Source organism: Arthrobacter sp. 754 (assembly GCF_040548695.1).
Taxonomy (GTDB): Bacteria; Actinomycetota; Actinomycetes; order Actinomycetales; family Micrococcaceae; genus Arthrobacter.
The window spans coordinates 346,420-366,002 of sequence record NZ_JBEPSC010000005.1 but is presented as its reverse complement, the minus strand read 5'-3'; the positions used below and the strand labels follow the sequence as shown (position 1 = coordinate 366,002).

At 66.8% G+C, this 19,583-nt stretch carries 12 protein-coding genes and 1 pseudogene; 8 read left to right on the top strand and 5 right to left on the bottom strand.

Going from position 1 to position 19,583, the window contains the following annotated elements; translation table 11 throughout:
* Nucleotides 1-77 precede the first annotated feature (77 nt).
* The 5 genes from ABIA70_RS16350 to ABIA70_RS16330 all read left to right on the top strand — a co-directional run bounded on the left by ABIA70_RS16350 (nucleotide 78) and on the right by ABIA70_RS16330 (nucleotide 9,579).
* Nucleotides 78-3,413, top strand: coding sequence for a DUF5107 domain-containing protein (locus ABIA70_RS16350; RefSeq protein WP_354148619.1), 3,336 nt, complete (start codon nucleotides 78-80; stop codon nucleotides 3,411-3,413).
* Nucleotides 3,410-4,729, top strand: coding sequence for a cellulase-like family protein (locus tag ABIA70_RS16345; RefSeq protein WP_354148618.1), 1,320 nt, complete (start codon nucleotides 3,410-3,412; stop codon nucleotides 4,727-4,729). Before ABIA70_RS16350 ends, ABIA70_RS16345 begins: the two co-directional genes overlap by 4 nt.
* An 11-nt stretch (nucleotides 4,730-4,740) precedes the next feature.
* Complete coding sequence (locus tag ABIA70_RS16340; RefSeq protein WP_354148617.1) at nucleotides 4,741-7,077, top strand: beta-galactosidase; 2,337 nt, start codon at nucleotides 4,741-4,743, stop codon at nucleotides 7,075-7,077.
* Between the two features lie 54 nt (nucleotides 7,078-7,131).
* Complete coding sequence (locus ABIA70_RS16335; RefSeq protein ID WP_354148616.1) at nucleotides 7,132-8,001, top strand: helix-turn-helix domain-containing protein; 870 nt, start codon at nucleotides 7,132-7,134, stop codon at nucleotides 7,999-8,001.
* Nucleotides 8,002-8,142: 141 nt separating this feature from the next.
* A complete protein-coding gene (locus ABIA70_RS16330; RefSeq protein ID WP_354148615.1) occupies nucleotides 8,143-9,579 on the top strand; it encodes a short-chain fatty acid transporter in 1,437 nt (478 codons plus the stop codon).
* A gap of 404 nt (nucleotides 9,580-9,983) precedes the next feature.
* On the opposite strand, the gene rsgA is transcribed toward ABIA70_RS16330, so the two are convergent.
* The 3 genes and pseudogenes from rsgA to ABIA70_RS16315 form a co-directional block, all read right to left on the bottom strand.
* A complete protein-coding gene (gene rsgA, locus ABIA70_RS16325) occupies nucleotides 9,984-11,162 on the bottom strand; it encodes a ribosome small subunit-dependent GTPase A (RefSeq protein ID WP_354148614.1) in 1,179 nt (392 codons plus the stop codon).
* A 312-nt stretch (nucleotides 11,163-11,474) separates the two neighbouring features.
* The gene (locus tag ABIA70_RS16320; RefSeq protein ID WP_354148613.1) at nucleotides 11,475-12,176 is read right to left on the bottom strand and encodes an SCO1664 family protein; all 702 of its coding nucleotides are present in this window, start codon (nucleotides 12,174-12,176) and stop codon (nucleotides 11,475-11,477) included.
* A gap of 13 nt (nucleotides 12,177-12,189) precedes the next feature.
* Nucleotides 12,190-12,873, bottom strand: a pseudogene (locus ABIA70_RS16315) (MSMEG_4193 family putative phosphomutase).
* Between the two features lie 117 nt (nucleotides 12,874-12,990).
* Between ABIA70_RS16315 and ABIA70_RS16310 the strand changes: the two are divergent.
* Nucleotides 12,991-14,379, top strand: a complete 1,389-nt coding sequence (locus ABIA70_RS16310) for a sigma 54-interacting transcriptional regulator (protein ID WP_354148612.1) — start codon at nucleotides 12,991-12,993, stop codon at nucleotides 14,377-14,379.
* A 30-nt stretch (nucleotides 14,380-14,409) separates the two neighbouring features.
* Nucleotides 14,410-16,413 (top strand): vWA domain-containing protein, encoded by a 2,004-nt coding sequence (locus ABIA70_RS16305; RefSeq protein WP_354148611.1) that lies wholly within the window; start codon nucleotides 14,410-14,412, stop codon nucleotides 16,411-16,413.
* Here the strand turns inward: ABIA70_RS16305 and ABIA70_RS16300 are convergent.
* Nucleotides 16,410-17,030: a TetR/AcrR family transcriptional regulator gene (locus ABIA70_RS16300; RefSeq protein ID WP_354148610.1), complete on the bottom strand. Its 621-nt coding sequence runs from the start codon at nucleotides 17,028-17,030 to the stop codon at nucleotides 16,410-16,412. The two genes, ABIA70_RS16305 and ABIA70_RS16300, sit on opposite strands and share 4 nt — an antisense overlap.
* 177 nt (nucleotides 17,031-17,207) lie before the next feature.
* On the opposite strand from ABIA70_RS16300, the gene ABIA70_RS16295 reads away from it, so the two are divergent.
* Nucleotides 17,208-18,476 carry a glycoside hydrolase family 1 protein gene (locus tag ABIA70_RS16295; RefSeq protein ID WP_354148609.1) on the top strand — a complete coding sequence of 423 codons (1,269 nt, stop codon included), beginning with the start codon at nucleotides 17,208-17,210 and terminating at the stop codon, nucleotides 18,474-18,476.
* Here ABIA70_RS16295 and ABIA70_RS16290 read toward each other — a convergent pair.
* Entirely contained in the window at nucleotides 18,473-19,498 is a 1,026-nt protein-coding gene (locus ABIA70_RS16290) for a DUF808 domain-containing protein (RefSeq protein WP_354148608.1), read from the bottom strand. The two genes, ABIA70_RS16295 and ABIA70_RS16290, sit on opposite strands and share 4 nt — an antisense overlap.
* Nucleotides 19,499-19,583 lie beyond the last annotated feature (85 nt).

Below are 19,583 nucleotides of genomic sequence, written 5' to 3'. Positions count from 1 at the left end.
CGGCATTACACAATCGTCCATATATTCGCGCTTTTCTGCCATGGGACCGGGGCCTCCTGGTTCCTAGACTTGCATGCGTGATCAACGCCGATGAGCCCCAGAGCCAAATCATCCTTCCCGACGCGCCGCCGGATCAGCAGGCCATCCTGGCCGGGGGCGGCGTTGCCTGCTGGAGCGAGCCAGTCTCCATCGACACGTACGCGCCGGGGGAGCCGGACCGGTATCCGCTGTTCCTGGACCGGCGCGTCTACCAGGGCTCCAGCGGCAAGGTATATCCGATGCCGTTTATTGACAGCATTGCCGCCGTCAAGGAATCCCGCCTCTGGCAGGCGATCCATCTGGAGAACGAATTTGTCCGGCTGATGCTGCTCCCGGAAATCGGCGGCCGGATCCATATCGGGTTTGATAAGACGGCGGGCTACGACTTCTTCTACCGGAACAACGTGATCAAGCCGGGACTGGTGGGGCTTGCCGGGCCGTGGATTTCCGGCGGTGTGGAGTTCAACTGGCCGCAGCACCACCGGCCGGGCACCTTTCTGCCGGTGGAAACCTCGGTGGAGCGCGGCGAGGACGGCCAGGTCACCGTATGGCACAGCGATCTGGATCCTTTGCAGCGGATGCGGGGGACCCACGGTGTCCGGCTCCGGCCCGGCAGTTCGCTGGTGGAGGTCGAGGCCCGGCTCTACAACTGCACGGACGTGCCGCAGACCTTCCTGTGGTGGGCCAATGTCGCGGCCCGCGCCCACGAGCAGTACCAGTCCTTTTTCCCCACGGATGTCCGGTACGTGGCGGATCATGCCAGGCGGGCCATTACCGCCTTCCCGCAGGCTGACCGACCCTACTACGGGGTGGACTACCCGGCGCTGGCCGCAAAGGGAAACCCGGATGCAGACCGGATCGATTTCTACGCCAACATCCCCGTCCCCACCTCGTACATGATCACCGGGACAAAGGACAGTTTCTTCGGCGGCTACGACCATGAGGCCAAGGCAGGCTTCGTCCACTGGGCGGACCGCTCAATTTCCCCGGGCAAGAAACAGTGGACCTGGGGCAATGGCCCGGTGGGTAAGGCCTGGGACGCACACCTGACTGACGACGACGGCCCTTACGTTGAGCTGATGTCCGGCGTCTTCACCGATAACCAGCCTGATTTCAGTTATCTGGCGCCGGGTGAGACGCGTACGTTCAGCGAGTTCTGGTACCCGATCCGCGAGATGGGTTCGGCGCATCAGGCCAACCTGGCTGCCGCCGTCGCGCTTCAGCTGGATGGGGAAGGACGGAACGCCGTGGTAGGCGTGTCCACGACGGCGGACCACGAAGAGGCAACCGTCCTGCTCAAGCTCAAGGGCACCACCATCCGCTCGTGGACAGTCCGGATCTCTACGGCCCATCCCTTCCACGGGGTCGTGGAGCTCGGAGCGAACGCAGACGCACCTGACCTCACGCTGCAGGTGCTTCACGGCACCGAGGAACTGATTTCGTGGACTCCGCTCAAACCTGCGGGCAGCGAAGAGGCCGAGGAGCCCTGGGTAGCCACGGAGCCGGGCCTTCCGGCGGCCATCGACAGCCAGGACGAGCTATACGTCACGGCAACCCACCTGGCGCAGAACCGGCACCCCACCAGGTCTCCGCTGCCCTACCTCGAAGAGATGCTGCGGCGGGATCCGCTGGACTCGCGCGGGGCCACAGCATTGGGCTCTGCCAGGTACGCCACCGGCCATTATGACCAGGCGCGGGAACTGCTGGAGAAGGCCCTGGCCCGGCTGACCCGGCGCAACCTGAATCCGCCCACCGGGGAGGCAAGCTACCGGTTAGGCCTGGTGCTGGAGCGCACCGGGCACCGGGAGGAAGCCAAGGCGCACTTTGGGAAGGCGGCCTGGGACCGGGCCTGGGCACAACCGGCGCATCTGGCGCTCGCCCGGCTGGCACTCAGGTCACGGCAGCCCGCCGAAGCACTCCGGCATGCCGAAGCCGCAGCCGGGTTGGAGGCGGCGAGCCCGGAGGCGAAGCATCTGCTGGTCCTGGCACTTAGGGGACTGGGACGTACTGACGAAAGCCGTTCATTACTGCAGAAGATCCTGTTCACGGACCCGCTCGACCCTGTGGCGTTGGCGCTGGACGGTTCGCTGCAGGCAAGCGATCCCAAAACAGCACTGGCCGTGGCGTGCTGGCTGGCCCGGGCTGGCCAGTGGCAGCTCGCATTGGACCTCACGGAGCAGCCCGCCCCGTCAGGCCACAGAGTGTTCGGCAACCCCGAGCCCCTGCGCCGTTACCTGCGGGCCAGCTGGCTGGAGGAGCTGCTCGAGCCGGAAGCGGCATCCGCGGAACGGTCGGCGGCACGGCGCAGCGACACCACCCATGCGTTCCCCTACGGGCTTGACGACTACGACGCGCTCCGCCGTGCCCTCGAAGCTGACCCAGGCGACAAAACGGCCCACGGGCTGCTGGGGTGCTGGCTGCTTGACGCCGGCCGCACGGAGGACGCCCTGAAGGATCTGCGTGCAGCCATGACCCACGGTTCAGAGGACCCCGTAGTGTGGCGGAACGCCGCCATCGCGACGGTCAACACCGGCGGTGACGCCGCCCTGGCTGATTCATACTTTGAGCGTGCCCTTGAGCTGAGCCCGGACGACGCCCGTCTGGTCTTCGAACGTTCAGTGCTGGCCGGCGTGAGGGGGCTGCCGGTCCAGGACCGGATCGCCGGGATTGAGCGCCACGACCGCTCCGTCCTGAAACGCGACGACCTGACCCTCCTCTACACCAACCTGCTGATTGACGCCGGGCGGGCCGCTGAAGCCCTGGGCATCCTGTCCACGCGAAGTTTCCAGCCCTTCGAGGGCGGCGAGGGAATGGCCCTCGCCGCCTATGACCGGGCGGCGGTCCGGTGCGCCCGCACGCTGATGGAGCAGGACCCGACGGCGGCAATCACGTTACTGAGGGAAGGCATCGATGCTCCCGCGAACCTGGGCGAAGGCCGGCATCCGGCGGACCGCATGGCAGAGCGGCTGGTCGCAATGGGGGACGCCCTCGAACTGGCCGGGGACAGTTTGGCAGCAACGGGGGCATGGGGCCAGGCCTGCCAGGAAGTGAACGCCCTGGCAGTCCATGCCGCGCCCGCGGGCCCTTCGGATTACTGGCGGGGCGTCGCCCAGGTCAGGCTCGGCCGGCATGCGGAAGCGGAGCGGGTGTGGCGAAGCCTGGAAACCCGAGCCGATGAGCTGGAGTCCGCTCCGGCCGCGTCGGACTATTTTGCGACGTCCCTTCCCGAACTGCTGCTCTTCGACACCGATACAGCTGCGGCCCGGTCAGAAACGGCGGGCTCCCTCCGCGAGCTGGCAGGACGAGGCCGCATGGAACAGCAACGTGTGAGCCGGCAAGGTGCGGCACAGCAGCAGGAAGGTGCAAGCCTGTGACGGAATCACCGAGGTATCTCGGCTCAGGGACCACGGAAGTGGACACGGCCTCCCTGACCGGTGTGCCGCCGTCGCACCTTCCCACCCGACTGACCGTCACCCTCTGGGACTTCTCCTGGTATACGCGGGCCGAGGACGGCGGCCCGTATGCCGATCTGGACGCAGCCTGCGCGAAGGCCGCTGACCTCGGCTACAACACCATCCGGCTCTGCGCGGCCCCGCTGCTCCTCTTCGGCAACCTTGGCCTCGAGGACCTGGCTATGGACCTGGACATCGAAGGACTCGGGCAAGCCCCCGACGGCGGCATCTACGGCCGGGGGACGCGCTGGTACGACGTGCCCGGCGGTTACCGGCTGAACCTGCAGGCGAGGCTTCTTGAACTTTTCGACGCCGCCGCCCGGCACGGGCTGGTCATCATCCTTGCCAGCTGGGAGTACCAGCAGTCCACAGTGTTCGCCCGTTCGCCCCGCTGGTTCGATGCCATCGACGCCGTCCCGCTGCACGACAGGTACCGGCTCCTCGCCGACTCCTGGGACCGCCTTATCGCGGCACTCACGGCCGCAGGCCACCGGCACCGCATCGCGATGGTGGAACTGCACAACGAGGTGGACTTCTCCATCCTGCCCGCACTGGCCGACGGCGGCAGCGGGCAACTGCACCGCCTGCGTGAACTTCACCCGGACCTCCTGGTCACCGCCAGCTACGGCAAACCGCCGCACCTGGCCATGCACACTGTTCCCGACGGTCCGGGGGCGGCACAGTTCCACGTCTACAGCTACGGCGTCCTGGATGCACTGCAGCAGCAGATCGACATCCGCTCCGAGGGAACCTCGGACTTCCCCAACCCGGCACTCACTGCCCTGCTGCGGCCCGACGCCCCCTCAGTGGCAGAATACAAGCGCCTCGCCGACTGGAAATACCGGGCAACCGTGGTGACCGACCGGATGTTCTACGGCTACGACTGGATTGACCCGGACGCCTGGGACACCTGGCTCTGCAACGAATACGGGCCCTACCGGGAGGTCATGCGGCGGGAGATCGACTCCCGTGTGATCGCCATCGCCGAGTGGGCACGCTGGAAGAGTATCCCTGCGGTGGTGGGGGAAGGCTGGATCGGCTACACCCCGCTCCATGGCACCTTCGAGGAGGGTCCCATCGGACGGGACCTCGCCGAACGCGGCATCCGGACAGCGCTGGACCACGGCATCTGGGGGATGGTCCTGTGCTCCAATGCCGCACCGCATCACCCCCTGTGGGCCAACGAAGCATGGCAAAGCCGCCTCAACCACCTCATCCTCGCTGCCCCCACCGATTGAGAGACTTACCCATGCGCCAGGAACCAACCACCCTCGAACTGCTCTCCGCCACCCACCGGCCACACGGGTCAGCCCTGCAGTCCCCGGCCATGAGCAACACGGTGGATCCGCACAGCAGGTGGCGGCTGACCAGCCACTACATCGAGTGCGAGAGGGTGCCCTCGGTTCCCGTATCCGGCGAAATCCATTTCAGCAGGCTTCCCCGGGCCCGCTGGGAGGAACGGCTGCGCCTGATGAAGGCCGGCGGCATCACCGTGGTGGCTTGCTACGTCTTCTGGATCCACCATGAACGGACCGAAGGCGAGGCCCGCTTCGATGGCAACCTGGACGTGGCCGCCTTCGTCCGGCTCTGCGCCTCCATCGGCCTGGACGTCGTCCTGCGCATCGGGCCCTGGGCCCACGGCGAGGTCCGCAACGGCGGCTTCCCGGACTGGGTGCAGGCAGCCGCCGTCGGACACCGGACCAACGATCCGGCCTACCTTGCCCTGGTGGAGCGCTGGTTCCAGCGCATTGGGTCTGAACTGCGCGGCCTCACCGGCCCGGACAGCAATGTGGTGGGCATCCAGCTGGAGAACGAACTCTACGACCAGCCCGGGCACATCATTGAGCTGAAGAAGATTGCCCGGGCTGCAGGGCTCAGTGCCCCCCTCTGGACGGCGACAGCCTGGGGCGGGGCGGACATCCCGGAGGCTGAGGTCCTGCCCGTCTTCGGAGGTTACGGTGACGGGTTCTGGGTGGACGCCGCGGCCCCCTGGGACCCCACCTTCCGGCAGCATTACTTCTTCAGCCACCAGTGGGATGACCCCGGCATCGGCGCTGACCTGCGGGAACAGCTGTCCGGGATCGACGCAGCACCGCCGCGCTCCCCGTTCGCCCTCTACCCGCCGGCCACGTGCGAGCTGACCGGCGGCATGGCCACGGCCTACCAGCGACGGCCCTGGCCGGAGGGCAAGGATGTTGCCGCCGTGGCCCACAACAAGATCGGCAGCGGCTCAGGCTGGCAGGGGTACTACATGTTCGCCGGCGGAACCAACCCGCCGGGCGGACTCCAGGAATCACAGGCAACGGGGTATCCGAACGATCTTCCCGTGATGGACTATGACTTCCATGCCCCCATCGGGGCCGCCGGCAGGCTGGCACCCGGGTTCGCCCAGCTGCGCAGGCAGCACGCCTTCCTCGCCGCCTTCGGTGACCGGGTGGCGCCCATGCCCTCAACGTTGCCGGACCGGCTTCCCGCCAGTGTGGACGATTCCGAAACCCTCCGCTGGTCCCTGCGCAGCGATGGCCGGTCCGGATTCGTGTTCATCACCTGGCACCAGCCGCACATTCCGCTGCCGGACTATGCCGCTGCCCAGTTCAAGCTCGCACTGGCAGAGGAAACGGTGAGCTTCCCGAGCACGCCGCTGCCCATTCCGGCCGGAACCATCGCCCGGTGGCCCGTCAATCTGGAGATCGCCAGCGTCTGCCTGCGCTGGGCCACGGCTTCGCCTCTGACAGTTCTGGGCCCGGAATCCTCACCCACTGTGGTCCTCGCCGCCGAAGAAGGAATCGAGGCACAGCTGTGCCTGCCCTTGGGTACGACGCTTGACGGACCGGCCATTCCACTGGCCGGAAACACGTACGCCGTGGACACCCGGGAACCGGTCACCCTGACCGCGACGTCGGGGGATTGTTCACTGAAAATCCTCGTCCTGCCGCCGCAGCTGGCGGATCAGGCGTGGGTCCTGGAAACGCCGCATGGACGCGACCTGGTCCTCTCCGCAGACCCGGTGTGGTTGGCTGCGGACGGCGGCCTGGCCGGCAGGTCCGTGGGGTCGCCGGATATCAGGCGCTACTCAATGGACCTTTCCGGGTTCGAACAAGTGGTGACGGCAGCGGAGGAACCCGGCCGGCCGCGGCACCCAGCGCCTGCGGCACTGCTCCGTGCCGCCAAGCCAGTGCCCGCGTCCTTCGGGTCGCTGGCGGGCCGGGCGGCCGCACCGTCCGATAACGTGATGGACGGGCTGGCCGCGGTTTATCGCCTGGACCTGGCCGCGGCATCCACGTCCGGAGGAGACCACACGGAATTGGAAATAGCATGGGCCGGCGACGTCGCCCGGCTGTTGGTTGAGGGCGTCCTGGTTGCCGACAGGTTCTGGGACGGCTCGCCGTGGGTGATTGAAACGCACGACGCCGGGATCCGCGCCGGTGCGGAGGTCCTGCTCCAGATCCTTCCGCTGTCGAAGGCGGCAAAGGTCGGGCTCCCGGCGGCGGCCCAGAAACGGAGAGACAGTGTGGCGGGCGACCTCATATCCCTGGATGGAGTGGAACTGATCCGGTGGACCCCGTGGACCGAAGAGCGCCCCTAATAGGCGGTCCGTCCGTGGCGTAACATGGACATTCCGTCTTGGAGGGAGTGCCGCGTGGAGCTGGCAACAGGGTTCCAGAACCAGCGCCTGGTGGTTGTGCCGCGGCCCCTCGTCAGGGATGCCCTGGCCCGCCCCGTCACGCGCCGCCTGGTGGTCACCGACGCCGGGGTCTTTCCCGTGGCGAAGGCGCACGGGCGCCGTCGCCCCGAAGGCGCAAAAGAGACCATCATCATCCTCTGCGTCGCGGGGACAGGCTGGGTTGAAGCGGGAGGTTCCCGGTTCGACGTCGGCAAATCCACCGCCGTCGTACTCCCCGGCGGAACGGGGGAGGCCCATGCCTATGGCGCCTCGCCCGATGACCCATGGACAATCTGGTGGTGCCACGTCCTGGGCTCCGATGCCGCTGAACTCGTTGAAGAGGCCGGCGTGCATCCGGACCGGCCCCTCATTCCGCTCGTTGCGGTGGACCGGCTGACGGCGATGCTGGACGAGATCATCACCGCCCTGGAGCAGGACCAGTCGCCGGCCCGCCTGGTGGCCACGGCGGGAATGGCCTGGAAGCTGCTGACCACCCTGGCCGTGGACCGCCGCCTCCCTGAGCAGGGAACGCCCCTTCAGCAAGCCATGAAGTTCCTGGAAGAAAGGGTGGACGGCGCCATCCGGCTGCCCGACTTGGCCAAGGTGGTGGGTGTCTCGTCGTCGCAATTGAGCAAGCTGTTCCGGGAGGCGACCGGCGGGGGAGTGCTGGCGCACCACACAGCACTGAAGATGGCCAGGGCCAGGCTCCTGCTGGACACGACGGACCTCTCAATCGCAGAGGTTGGACGGGAGACCGGACTCGCTGACCAGTTCTATTTCTCCCGCCAGTTCCGGCGGCTGCATGGAGTCAGCCCCAGCGCCTACAGGGCGGAACGGAAGGGCTGACGGGCTGATGATGCGCCGGCCGGGCCCGCCCCCGGTGCGGTGCGGCACGGAGTTGTCCGGGTCCGTTGAGCCCCGACTTTGACGGATCGCGGCTAGGCTCCTTCCGGTACTGAATCGCACTCGATGGAGAGGTAATGCTCTGTGGCAAACACAGTCCTGACCAATAGCGGAACCGAAGAACGTGGTCTCGCCCGCGTAGCCCAACGGATGGCGGCCTGGACCGAAAAGTGGTTCCCGGACGCCTACATCTTTGCCCTCGCCGGCGTCGTCATCATCGCTGTCGCGGCCCTGGCCATCGGCGCCTCACCGCAGTCGATCGCCGACTCCTTCGGCAACGGATTCTGGGACCTGACGGCGTTCACGCTCCAGATGGCCATGGTGGTGCTGACGGGCTACGTGGTGGCCACCTCGCCTCCGGTGGCAAAGCTCATCAACCGGCTGGCGCTCATCCCCGCCACGGCCCGCACGGCGGTCAGTTTCGTGGCCGTGATGTCGATGTCCGTGTCGTTCCTCAACTGGGGCCTCAGCCTCATCTTCGGCGGCCTGCTGGCCCGGGCCATCGCCCGCCGCAAGGACCTCTCCGTGGACTACCGCGCACTAGGCGCGGCTGCGTTCATGGGCCTCGGCGCCGTCTGGGCGCTGGGGCTGTCCTCCTCTGCCGCGCAGCTGCAGGCCACTGCCGCATCGCTGCCGCCGGCCCTGCTGAAGATCACCGGAATCCTGGACTTCGGCACCACCATCTTCACCTGGCAGTCACTGGCCACCCTGGTCATCCTGATGGCCCTCACCACCGTGATCGCGCACTTCTCTGCACCCCAGGGCGGCGCGATCCGCACCGCGGAGGACCTCGGCGTCGACCTCGACGACGAACCCAGCGAACCGGCGCCGCGGTCCCGGCCGGGCGAGTGGCTCGAATACAGCAAGATCCTCCCGGTCCTCGCAGGCATCCTGACCCTGGGCTGGCTGGTTTCCCAGTTCGTTACCAAGCCGTTCCTGACCGTCGTCAGCAGCCTCAACGGCTACCTGCTGGTCTTCCTGATCCTTGGCCTGGTGCTGCACGGCACGCCGCGGAACTTCCTGCAGGCCGTCACCAAAGCTGTTCCTGCGACGGCCGGTATCCTGGTCCAGTTCCCGCTGTATGCAGCAATGGCCGCGATCCTGACCAAGGCCACGGGCAACGGCGGGATGACCATTTCCGCCCACCTGGCCGAGTTCTTCTCCGACATCGGCGGCGGCGGTGCGTTCGCCGTCGTGATTGCGCTGTACACCGCGGTGCTGGGGCTGCTGGTCCCGTCCGGCGGCGGCAAGTGGCTCGTTGAGGCGCCCTACGTGATGCAGTCCGCCACCGATGTTCAGATGAACCTCGGCTGGACAGTGCAGATCTACAACATCGCCGAGGCCCTGCCGAACCTGGTCAACCCGTTCTTCATGCTTCCACTCCTCGCGGTGCTGAGGCTGCGGGCCAGGGACCTCGTCGGGTTCACGTTCCTGCAGTTCGTGTTCCACCTGCCCGTGGTGCTGCTGCTGGTCTGGCTGCTGGGCATGACGTTCCAGTTCGTCCCGCCGGTCATCCCGTAACTGGAGCAACCCGGGGGAATAAGCCCACAAGGGGCACCGGCCTGGATTCAGGCCGGTGCCTCTTTTGGGTGCATAGGGGGCCGCTGACCCACCGAAACAGTGCCAACATTGCCGCAATCTTGACCCAACATGATACGCAAGGGCGCCGCGGGCCGTTTAGGGTGGGCCTAATGATTCATGCAGACGGATCAAACCACTAGCGTTCGGAGTGCAACAACGTGGCCGAGAAAAACGAACACCCGCCTTCACCGCAGAGTGAAGAAGGTCAGGACGAATCCGGCACTGCCGCGGAAAGCATCGAGCCTGGAAACTCCCCCGAACCGAAGGATGAACCCAGGCCCAGGCCCCGCCTCTACGGGTATGACAAGGACCTGTGGCCCTGAGCAGTCAGCTCCACGCTCCTTTTAGCGCCGCTTCCGCTTAGACCTCTGCTGCTCCTGACGCTCTGAGTGCTCACGCTCAGCGGACCGCTGCGATTTCCCTGCTGCCACCACCTTCTGGTGCCACTCGCGCTGATAGGCCCTGCGTGCGGCGGCATCGGTGCGCCGGGCGAGGGCTGCCAGTTCGCGCTGCAGCTTTCCGTAGCTGAGCCACCGGCGTTCCTCCAGCGTCCCGTCCGCCAAGGCTGCCTGCACGGTGCAGCCCGGCTCGCTCTGATGGGTGCAGTCAGTGAACCGGCAGAGGCTTGCCAGCTGCTCCACGTCGCCGAACATTTCCGTCAGGCCCTCGTCGGCGTCGAACAGCCCGAATCCCCGGACACCGGGGGTGTCCATCAGGACCGCCCCGTTGGGCAGCGGCACCAGCTCCCGGGAGGTGGTGGTGTGCTTGCCTTTGAAATCTCCCGAACGGACTTCGCCGGTGTGCTGCACCTCGCGGCCCACCAGCGCGTTGATGAGGGTGGACTTGCCGGCGCCCGAAGGTCCGAGGAGAACCAAGGTTCCGTGCGGTGGCAGGTGCGCCAGCAGCGCGTCGATCCCACCACCGTTCTCGGCTGAGGTGGTGACCACCTCCACGCCCGCCGCTTGCAGAATGACTTTCCCGACGACGTCGTCCGCTATGTCCGCCAGGTCCGCTTTGGTGATGATCACCAGCGGAACCGCGCCCGAATCCCAGGCTGCCACCAGCGTGCGTTCGAGGCGGTTGTGCGTAAGCGGACGGTCCACCGGCACCACCACGCCCACCACATCCATATTCGCGGCCAAGACCTGGGCCTCGGAAGAGTCTTCAAAGGCACGTTTCCGGCTGAGTTCTGACCTGCGGGGGAGAATCACGGTGATCTGCCGGTCACCCGCGCGGTTTGGCCCGAGCCAGACCCAGTCGCCGGTGACCGGCACGCCGGCGTCGAGCGGATAAGGCAGATGGAGCAGTTCGCTGCCCACGGCCACGAGGACCAGGCTGCGGTCCACACGGACCACCCGCCCGCGCTCGCTCCGCTGAACGGCCTCGAGTCGGGTCCCGTGCTCGGCATGGTCAGCATCGAAATGTGCTGCGACGGCGGGGGAATACCCGTACATTGCGGGACCGTCGTTGCTGGAAGCGGGTACGGCAAGTCTGTCCAGGCTGGTGCCTGAGAAATTGTTCAAGGTGGGTCCTTCGGGCGTGGTCCCCAGGCCCGGATTCCCGGCAGGCACATGGCAGGTTTCCTGCCGGTTGGTGCCTTGGGCGGCTAGGCCGGGCGGGCGCTGGAGACGTGGGGGATTGGTTTGATGTGTGCTGGGCACTCTGGGCGCGCGGCTGAAACAGTCATCAAAACCACCTCCCGTCTCTCCCGGTGTCCGGATTCCGTCACGGACTCTCGGTTTCCGAGTGTAGCCTCGCGGAGGCGGCTTGTGTAGGGCCACAGCGAAGTGCGGCATGGCTGTAGTTTGGCAACGGAACATGGGCGGCGCGGGCGTTCACACAAGCGGCCAGGGGTAACGCATGCCCGTGCGGTCCACCGGCAGCACTCCCTCGCGAAGTGCGCGCTCCACCCGGCGCTGCAGGGCGGTAACCTCGGCGGCGTCGAGGAGCCCTGCAACGTCCGGGGGAATCTCCTCCGTGAGCGGCGTGATGTCCGCAAGCAGGGCGTCGGGAATGGGCAGCCCGGCGAAGTCCCAGATCACGGTGCGGAGTTTGTAGGCCGCGGAGAAGCACAGCCCGTGGTCGATGCCCCACACCCGTCCGTCGTCGCCCCGCAGCACATGCCCGCTCTTGCGGTCGGTGTTGTTCGCGATGTAATCGAACAGTGCGATCTGCGACAGGACGCCGTGGGTGTGCGGCGCCTCAGCTAACAGTGTGAAGTAATGCTCACGGAAGTCGCACTCGATGAACAGCTGCAGCGACCCCACGCCCAAGGGGGAGTCCTCACGGATCACGGTGGGCGGCACCAGGCCCCAACCCAGGTACTCGCTGAGCAGATAGGCGGCGACTTCGCGGCGGTACAGCCCGGGCTCGAAATCGGACAGCGGCCGCTCCCCGGCCTCCGGTTTGTAGACCGCACGCGCAGAATCCGAGCCGCGGGAGACCCGGACAAGGAAGGTCTCGTTGCTGCTGCGGAGGATACGGCCGAGGACTTCGATGCGGCCTTCGGTGAGCAGTTTCAGCTCCCGTGCGGACACCGTACGTCCCTCATTACGACGCCCTCAGGCCAGTCAAGGCGTCCGACGTCGAATTCACCGTCAGCACGGCGGGCGCCTGGCCGTCCATATAGGAAATGACCGTAACTGAGCCCGGGCTGATGACAATCCGCTGGAAGTGGTCCAGTCCGGAGCCGAGAGCGTGGGCCACGGCGGCCTTGATCGGGTCGGCATGGGAGAAACACACCACGACGCCCCCGGCGTGCGCGGCGCATAGTCCTTCGAGGGCTCGGACAATCCGTTCCTGCATCGCAACGAAGCTCTCACCGTCCGGGAAACGGAACGACGACGGGCTGCGCTGCACCGCGTGCCATTCCGGCAGCGCCACCAGGTCGGCGAGCGCGGCGCCGGTCCACCCACCGAAGTCGCACTCAATCAGCCCGGCGTCCAGCTTCACTTCCAGGCCGGTCAGTGCCGCCGTCGGCTCCGCTGTCTAGCGCGTGCGCTCAAGGGGTGAGGAGTAGATGCCGTCGATGGAAAGCCCCGCCAGGCGTTCCGCGATCCGTTCGGCCTGCGCCCGGCCGCGGTCGGACAGGTGAAGCCCCGGCGCGCGCCCCGGCAGCACCATGCCCGTTGTAGGCGTTTCACCGTGGCGCACGAGCAGCAGCAGCGTCTGTTCCCGTCCCGCTGGACGGGACGCTGGAGGTGTCGAGGGTGCCGACGGCGTTTCTGCAGTCATCAGGGATAAGCGTATCGCCCAATGTCTGACCCGGGCGGCTCTCGTGTTTCGGACCAAGGGCAGGAATTCGCGACGGTTTGCTCGATTCCGCCCGCGTTTGGGGTCTACCGTAGAGGAGTGAGTGAGCGCCCCGATATCTTCACCATTGGCGAACTGCGTGCCGCCGGCCACGTCCACAAAGACCTGCGGCACGAAATCCGCGACAACCTGCTCGCCGCCCTCGCGGCGGGCCGCGATCCCTGGCCCGGGATGTTCGGGTTCAGCAAGACCGTCCTTCCCCAGCTGGAGCGGGCCCTGATCGCCGGCCACGACGTCGTCCTGCTCGGCGAACGGGGGCAGGGCAAGACGCGGCTCCTGCGCACCCTGGTGGGACTGCTGGACGAGTGGTCGCCGGTGATCGAGGACTCGGAACTGAACGAACACCCGTATGAGCCGATCACCGAACACTCCCGTGCCCGGGCCCTTACCGAGGGGGACCGGCTGCGCGTTGGATGGCGGCACCGCTCGGAACGCTACGTGGAGAAGCTCGCCACCCCGGACACGTCGGTCGCGGACCTCATTGGCGACGTTGACCCCATGCGGGTGGCCGAGGGCCGCCGCCTCGGGGATCCGGAAACCATCCACTACGGCCTGGTCCCGCGCTCCAACCGCGGAATCATCGCCATCAACGAACTGCCGGACCTTGCCGAGCGGATCCAGGTTTCCATGCTGAACGTCATGGAGGAACGCGATATCCAGATCCGCGGCTACGTCCTGCGGCTCCCGCTCGACGTGCTCGTCGTCGCGTCCGCCAACCCTGAGGACTACACCAACCGCGGCCGGATCATCACGCCGCTTAAGGACCGGTTCGGCGCCGAGATCCGCACCCATTACCCGATCGAGCTGGAGGACGAGGTCGCCGTCATCCAGCAGGAGGGGCAACTGGTTGCAGACGTCCCGCCGGTCATCCTCGAGATCCTGGCCCGCTACACCCGCGCGCTCCGTCTGTCCCCGGCCATCAACCAGACCTCGGGGGTCTCCGCACGGTTCGCCATCGCGGGCGCCGAAACCGTCGCCGCAGCCGCCCTGCGCCGGGCCAGCGTGCGCGGGGAGGACCAGGCCGTGGCAAGGATTGTGGACCTGGAGACGGCAGTGGATGTCCTGACGGGCAAGATTGAATTCGAATCAGGGGAAGAGGGACGGGAACAGGCCGTTCTGGACCACCTGCTGCGCACCGCCACTGCCGAAGCGGTGCGGGCGCACTACCACGGCCTGGATCTCGGTCCTCTGGTGGCAGCCCTGGATGGCCACCGGACCGTCACCACCGGAGAACACGTCACAGCGCGCGAGTTCCTCGAGAACCTCCCGCCACTGAACGGATCGGGCCTCTATGACGAGATCAGCGGGCGCCTCGGTGCGAAAAACGACGGACAACGCGCCGCCGCCATCGAACTTGCCCTCGAAGGCCTCTACCTCGCCCGGCGGATTTCGAAGGAGTCCGACGACGAGGAATCGATCTACGGCTAGCAACAGCGACAAGGACGGGGCAGGGAGCTTATGGGCGTTCACCACCGGGCCCGGTACGGCCGGTACGCGGGCGGGCCGGATCCGCTCGCTCCGCCGGTTGACCTCGCCGAAGCGCTGGACGCGATCGCCGAGGACGTCATGGCCGGCTATTCCCCCCGGCACGCCCTGCAGGAGTTCCTGCGCCGCGGCGGCCGGAACCGGGAAGGGCTCGATGACCTCGCCCGCCGCGTCCAACAGCGGCGGATCGAACTGCTGGGCCGCCACAACCTGGACGGCACCCTCAACGAGGTCAGGAAACTGCTGGACGCCGCAGTGCTGGAGGAACGCAAGCAGCTGGCCCGCGACGCGATGATGGACAATACCGACCGCGCCTTCCGCGAGATGCAGCTGCAGAACCTGCCGCAGTCCACGGCGGCGGCGGTCAATGAACTTGCCTCCTACGACTGGCAATCCGGCACCGCGCGTCAGGCCTACGAAAAGATCAAGGACCTGCTGGGCCGGGAGGTCCTGGACCAGCGCTTCGCCGGCATGAAGCAGGCACTCGAAAACGCCACGGAGGAGGACCGCGCCGCCGTGAACGGGATGCTGCGGGACCTCAACGGGCTGCTCGGGAAACACCGCCGCGGTGAGGACACGGCCGCCGACTTCCAGGAGTTCATGGCCCGGCATGGACATTTGTTCCCGGAAAACCCTCAGTCTGTCGAGGAGCTGATCGACGCCCTGGCCCAGCGTGCTGCCGCTGCGCAGCGGCTCCTGCAATCCATGTCACCGGAGCAGCGTGAGGAGCTGATGAGCCTGTCCGCCCAGGCGTTCGGTTCGCCGGAGCTGATGGCCCAGCTCGATCAGCTCGACTCCAGCCTGCGCGCCCTCCGGCCCGCCGAGGACTGGACCGGGTCCGAACGCTTCGAAGGTCAGGAAGGCCTCGGCCTCGGTGACGGCACAGGCGTGCTCCAGGACCTCGCCGAGCTCGACGAACTGTCAGAACAGCTGTCCCAGTCCTACAACGGGTCCCGCCTGGACGATCTTGACCTGGATGCCCTGGCCCGGCAACTGGGGCAGAACGCCGCCGTGACGGCCCGCACCCTCGCGGAGATCGAACGGGCCATGCAGGACGGCGGCTACCTGAGGCGCGGGGCGGACGGCGACCTGAAGCTGTCCCCGCAGGCCATGCGGCGGCTCGGCAGGGCACTGTTGCGCGACACCGCAAGGCAGCTTTCCGGCCGTCAGGGGCGCCGGGACACCCGGGTCGCCGGGGCAGCCGGCGAGCAGATCGGGTCCAGCCGCCAGTGGGAGTTCGGGGACGCGGAGCCCTGGGATGTGACCCGCACCATGACCAACGCGATCCGCCGTACGGTGGCCGACGGCGGCGATCCGGGCCGGGGCCTGCGGCTCGGTGCCGGCGACATCGAGGTCGCGGAGACAGAGGCACGTACCCAGGCCGCCGTCGTCCTTCTGGTGGATGTCTCGTTTTCCATGGCTGCCGAGGGACGCTGGGTACCGATGAAACGCACGGCCCTGGCCCTCCACCACCTCGTCTCCACCCGTTTCCGCGGGGACCGGCTCCAGCTGATTGCGTTCGGCCGGTACGCGCGGTCCATGGACATCGGCGAGCTCACGGCCCTTGCCTCGCGGCGGGAACAGGGTACAAACCTGCACCACGGCCTGCTGCTGGCCAACCGATTTTTCCGGCAGCACCCGTCAATGCAGCACGTCCTGCTGGTGGTGACCGATGGCGAACCGACCGCTCACTTGTTGCCGGAGGGCGAGTCGTGGTTCTCCTACCCGCCGGATCCGGAGACCATCCGGGTCACCATCGCCGAGCTCGACCGCCTGGGCCGGGCCGGAACGCAGTCCACGTTCTTCCGGCTGGGCGATGACCCCGGCCTGGCACGGTTCGTCCAGCGGATGGCCCGCCGGGTGGATGGCCGGGTGGTCGCCCCGGAAGCCGGGGAACTCGGTACCGCCGTCGTGGGGGAATACCTCAGGGCCCATTTCCGCGGCCGCCCCTACGACGACGATGATTGGGCCTCCTAGCTTTGCGGCCTGGCGCTGACAAGCTGCAGGAAGTCACGTAAAGAACCGGCCATGTCGACCGAGTCGTCGTAAAGCCAGGCAAGCTGCACGCCCTCGATGAGCGACGCCGTCTGGCGGGCAAGGACAGCAGGGCTCAGGTGCGAAGCCACCCGCCCGGCGCCGATTTCACGCTCGAACTCGGACCGCAGCGAGGCAATGATCTCCTGGTCGCGGCGCTGGATGAACGCGTGGGCCGGATGGTCAGGGTTCACGGCTTCGGCCCGCAGGGTGGCGTCGAGCTGGATCACGCCTCGGATGCCCGCGTTGTGGCGCATGACCTCCGGCACTGTCTCCAGCAGGCCCTTCTCCTGGAGCAGGGTGCGGCGCCACGGACCTTCGCGCTCCTCGCGGCGGACAAGAACAGCCTCGAGCAGTGCATCCTTGCTTCCGAAGTGATGCAGCAGGGCGGTGTGGCTTGTCCCGATCTCTTCAGCGATCTGGCGGATCGACAGCCGTTGGAAACCCTTCTCGGCGAAAACAGCGAATGCGGCATCCACCAGTTCTGCGCGCTTGCGCTCACCGTTGGCGTAGGGGGCGCGCCGTCCGGTGCGGCCCGGCTGCCGTGCCACTTCTGTCATCGTCGCCCTCCTGGGGTTGTGAGCCGAGCGTATCAATTATCGTTTCCACCTTGGTAAAGATTATAGCTTCAAAGTGTTCCAACATGGAAAATGTTTGCGTATGGTTGTGACCAGCCCAAGGGCAGGCGCCTCCCAAGAATGGCAGGGCCGGCCCGACGCAACCCTGAAAGGATTTCCATGACCGAGCTCCAGCAGTTTCCTTCCAACTTCCTGTGGGGCGTCGCCACTGCCGCCCATCAGGTGGAGGGCAATAACACCAACAACGACACGTGGTTCCTCGAGCACCTCCCCGGGACCATCTTTGCCGAGCCGTCCGGTGACGCCATTGACCACTACCACCGCTACCGCGAGGACATCGCCCTGATCGCGTCGCTGGGTTTCAGCACCTACCGGTTTTCCCTGGAATGGGCCCGGATCGAGCCGGAGGAGGGCCACTTCTCCGTTGCGGAGCTCAACCACTACCGCCGGATGCTCGAGACCTGCCATGAAAATGGCCTCACCCCGGTGGTGACCTTCCATCACTTCACCTCGCCGCTGTGGCTCCTTGCTGCCGGCGGCTGGGAGGACCCGGTCACGCCGGAGCGGTTTGCCCGGTACTGTGACCGTGCCACCGAACACCTGGGTGACCTGATCGGCGTCGCCTGCACCCTCAACGAGCCCAACCTGGCGTGGCTCCTCCAAGCCCTGGGCATCGGCGGGGAGCCGGCGGAACATCGCGGCCGGGTTCCGCTGTGGTCGGCGGCCGCTGAAGCCCTGGGGATCGAGGCGGCCAGGGTGGCACCGTTCCAGTTCACGGGTTCCGATGCCGCATTCGACATCAAACTCGCGGCGCACCGGGCCGGACGGGATGCCATCAAGGCCCGCCGGCCCGAATTGATGGTGGGCTGGACCCTTGCCAACTCGGACATCCAGGCGGCGGAGGGTGGTCAGGAACTGGCGGACCAGGTCCGGCGGGACGTCAACGAACGCTTCCTCGAGGTCTCGCGCGGCGACGACTTTGTGGGAATCCAGACGTACGGGCGCACCGTCTTCGGGCCCGACGGCGTCGCCCCGGCCCCCGCCGGTGCCGTCACCAACCAGCTGGGCGAGGAGATCTACCCGCAGGCACTCGAAGCTACTATCCGGGAGGCGCACCGGATTGCCGGAATCCCCGTCATGGTGACGGAGAACGGCCTGTCAACGAGCGATGACACCCAGCGGCTTGACTACTTCAAGACGGCCCTGGCCGGGGTTGAATCCTGCCTCGCGGACGGCATAGATGTGCGCGGCTACATCGCGTGGACAGCGTTCGATAACTACGAATGGATCTTCGGTTACGGTCCCACGTTCGGAATTATCGCCGTCGACCGCGCAACCCAGATCCGTACCCCAAAGCCGAGTGCCTACTGGCTCGGCGGCGTGGCCCGGGAAGCCCGGGAGCGCCTGAGCACGGTGGGTATCAGCTAGGAGGAGGAGCCGGCGTCAGGTTTCGCCGGGGCATGCCCGGCGGCCGCGGAAGGGACCTCGTCCTCTCCGTGGCCGCTCATTTTGTTGCCGAACGGCAGCACTTTCAGCAGCGGCACCACGATGGCCATCACGATGAGGCCCCAGATGATTCCGAGGACGGCCGAGCACAAAGTGTTCACGAGCCAGGCCAGGAAGCTACCCGCCACGGGGATCCCGGCGACAGGGGACTCGAGGGTGTGGACGAGGTCATAGGGAGCATGCCAGCCGAGATCATAGGCGCCCTGCAGCATGATGTGGCCACCGACCCACAGCATGGCAACCGTCCCCACAATGGTGATCGCGGTCAGCACGGCGGGCATGCCCTTCACGAGCAGTTCGCCGAAACGCTGGGAGCCTGCGGATTCCTTGGCAGCCAGGTGGATGCCGATGTCGTCCATTTTGACGATCAGTGCGACAGCGCCGTAGACCAGCACCGTGATCGCCAGGGCAACAACAACAAGGATGAGCGCCCGGGCCAACAAAGACTCAGCGGCTACCTCGTTCATGGAGATGACCATGATCTCGCAGGAGAGGATGAAATCAGTGGTGATGGCGCCCTTGGTGACCTTCGCCTCCGCCTCCGGACCGCGGTCCACGGCCGGCGCGTCATTATCGTGCGGGTGGTCTCCGCGGAGCTTGTGCCAGACCTTCTCGGCACCCTCGTAGCAGAGGTAGGTGCCGCCCGCCATGAGGATGAACGGAATGGCCCAAGGGGTGAAAGCACTGATGAGCAGCAGCGCCGGCAGGATGATCAGCAGCTTATTCCGGAGCGATCCCCAGAAAATCTTCTTGATCATCGGCAGTTCGCGTGACGGGTCCGCCCCGGAGACGTACTGCGGCGTGACGGCGGCGTCGTCGATCACCACGCCGGCGGCCTTTGCCCCCGCCTTGGCGGCCCCGGCAGCGATGTCGTCCACTGAAGCGGCGGCTATGCGGGCAAGGGCTGCGACGTCGTCCAGCAGGGCGACGAGACCGCCGCTCACAGGTCGGTCCCGCACCGCTGGGACGTGGACTGCTGGGCATGGAGGCCTCGGTTGAGGCGCGTGATCGGCATGCTCAGATTATACG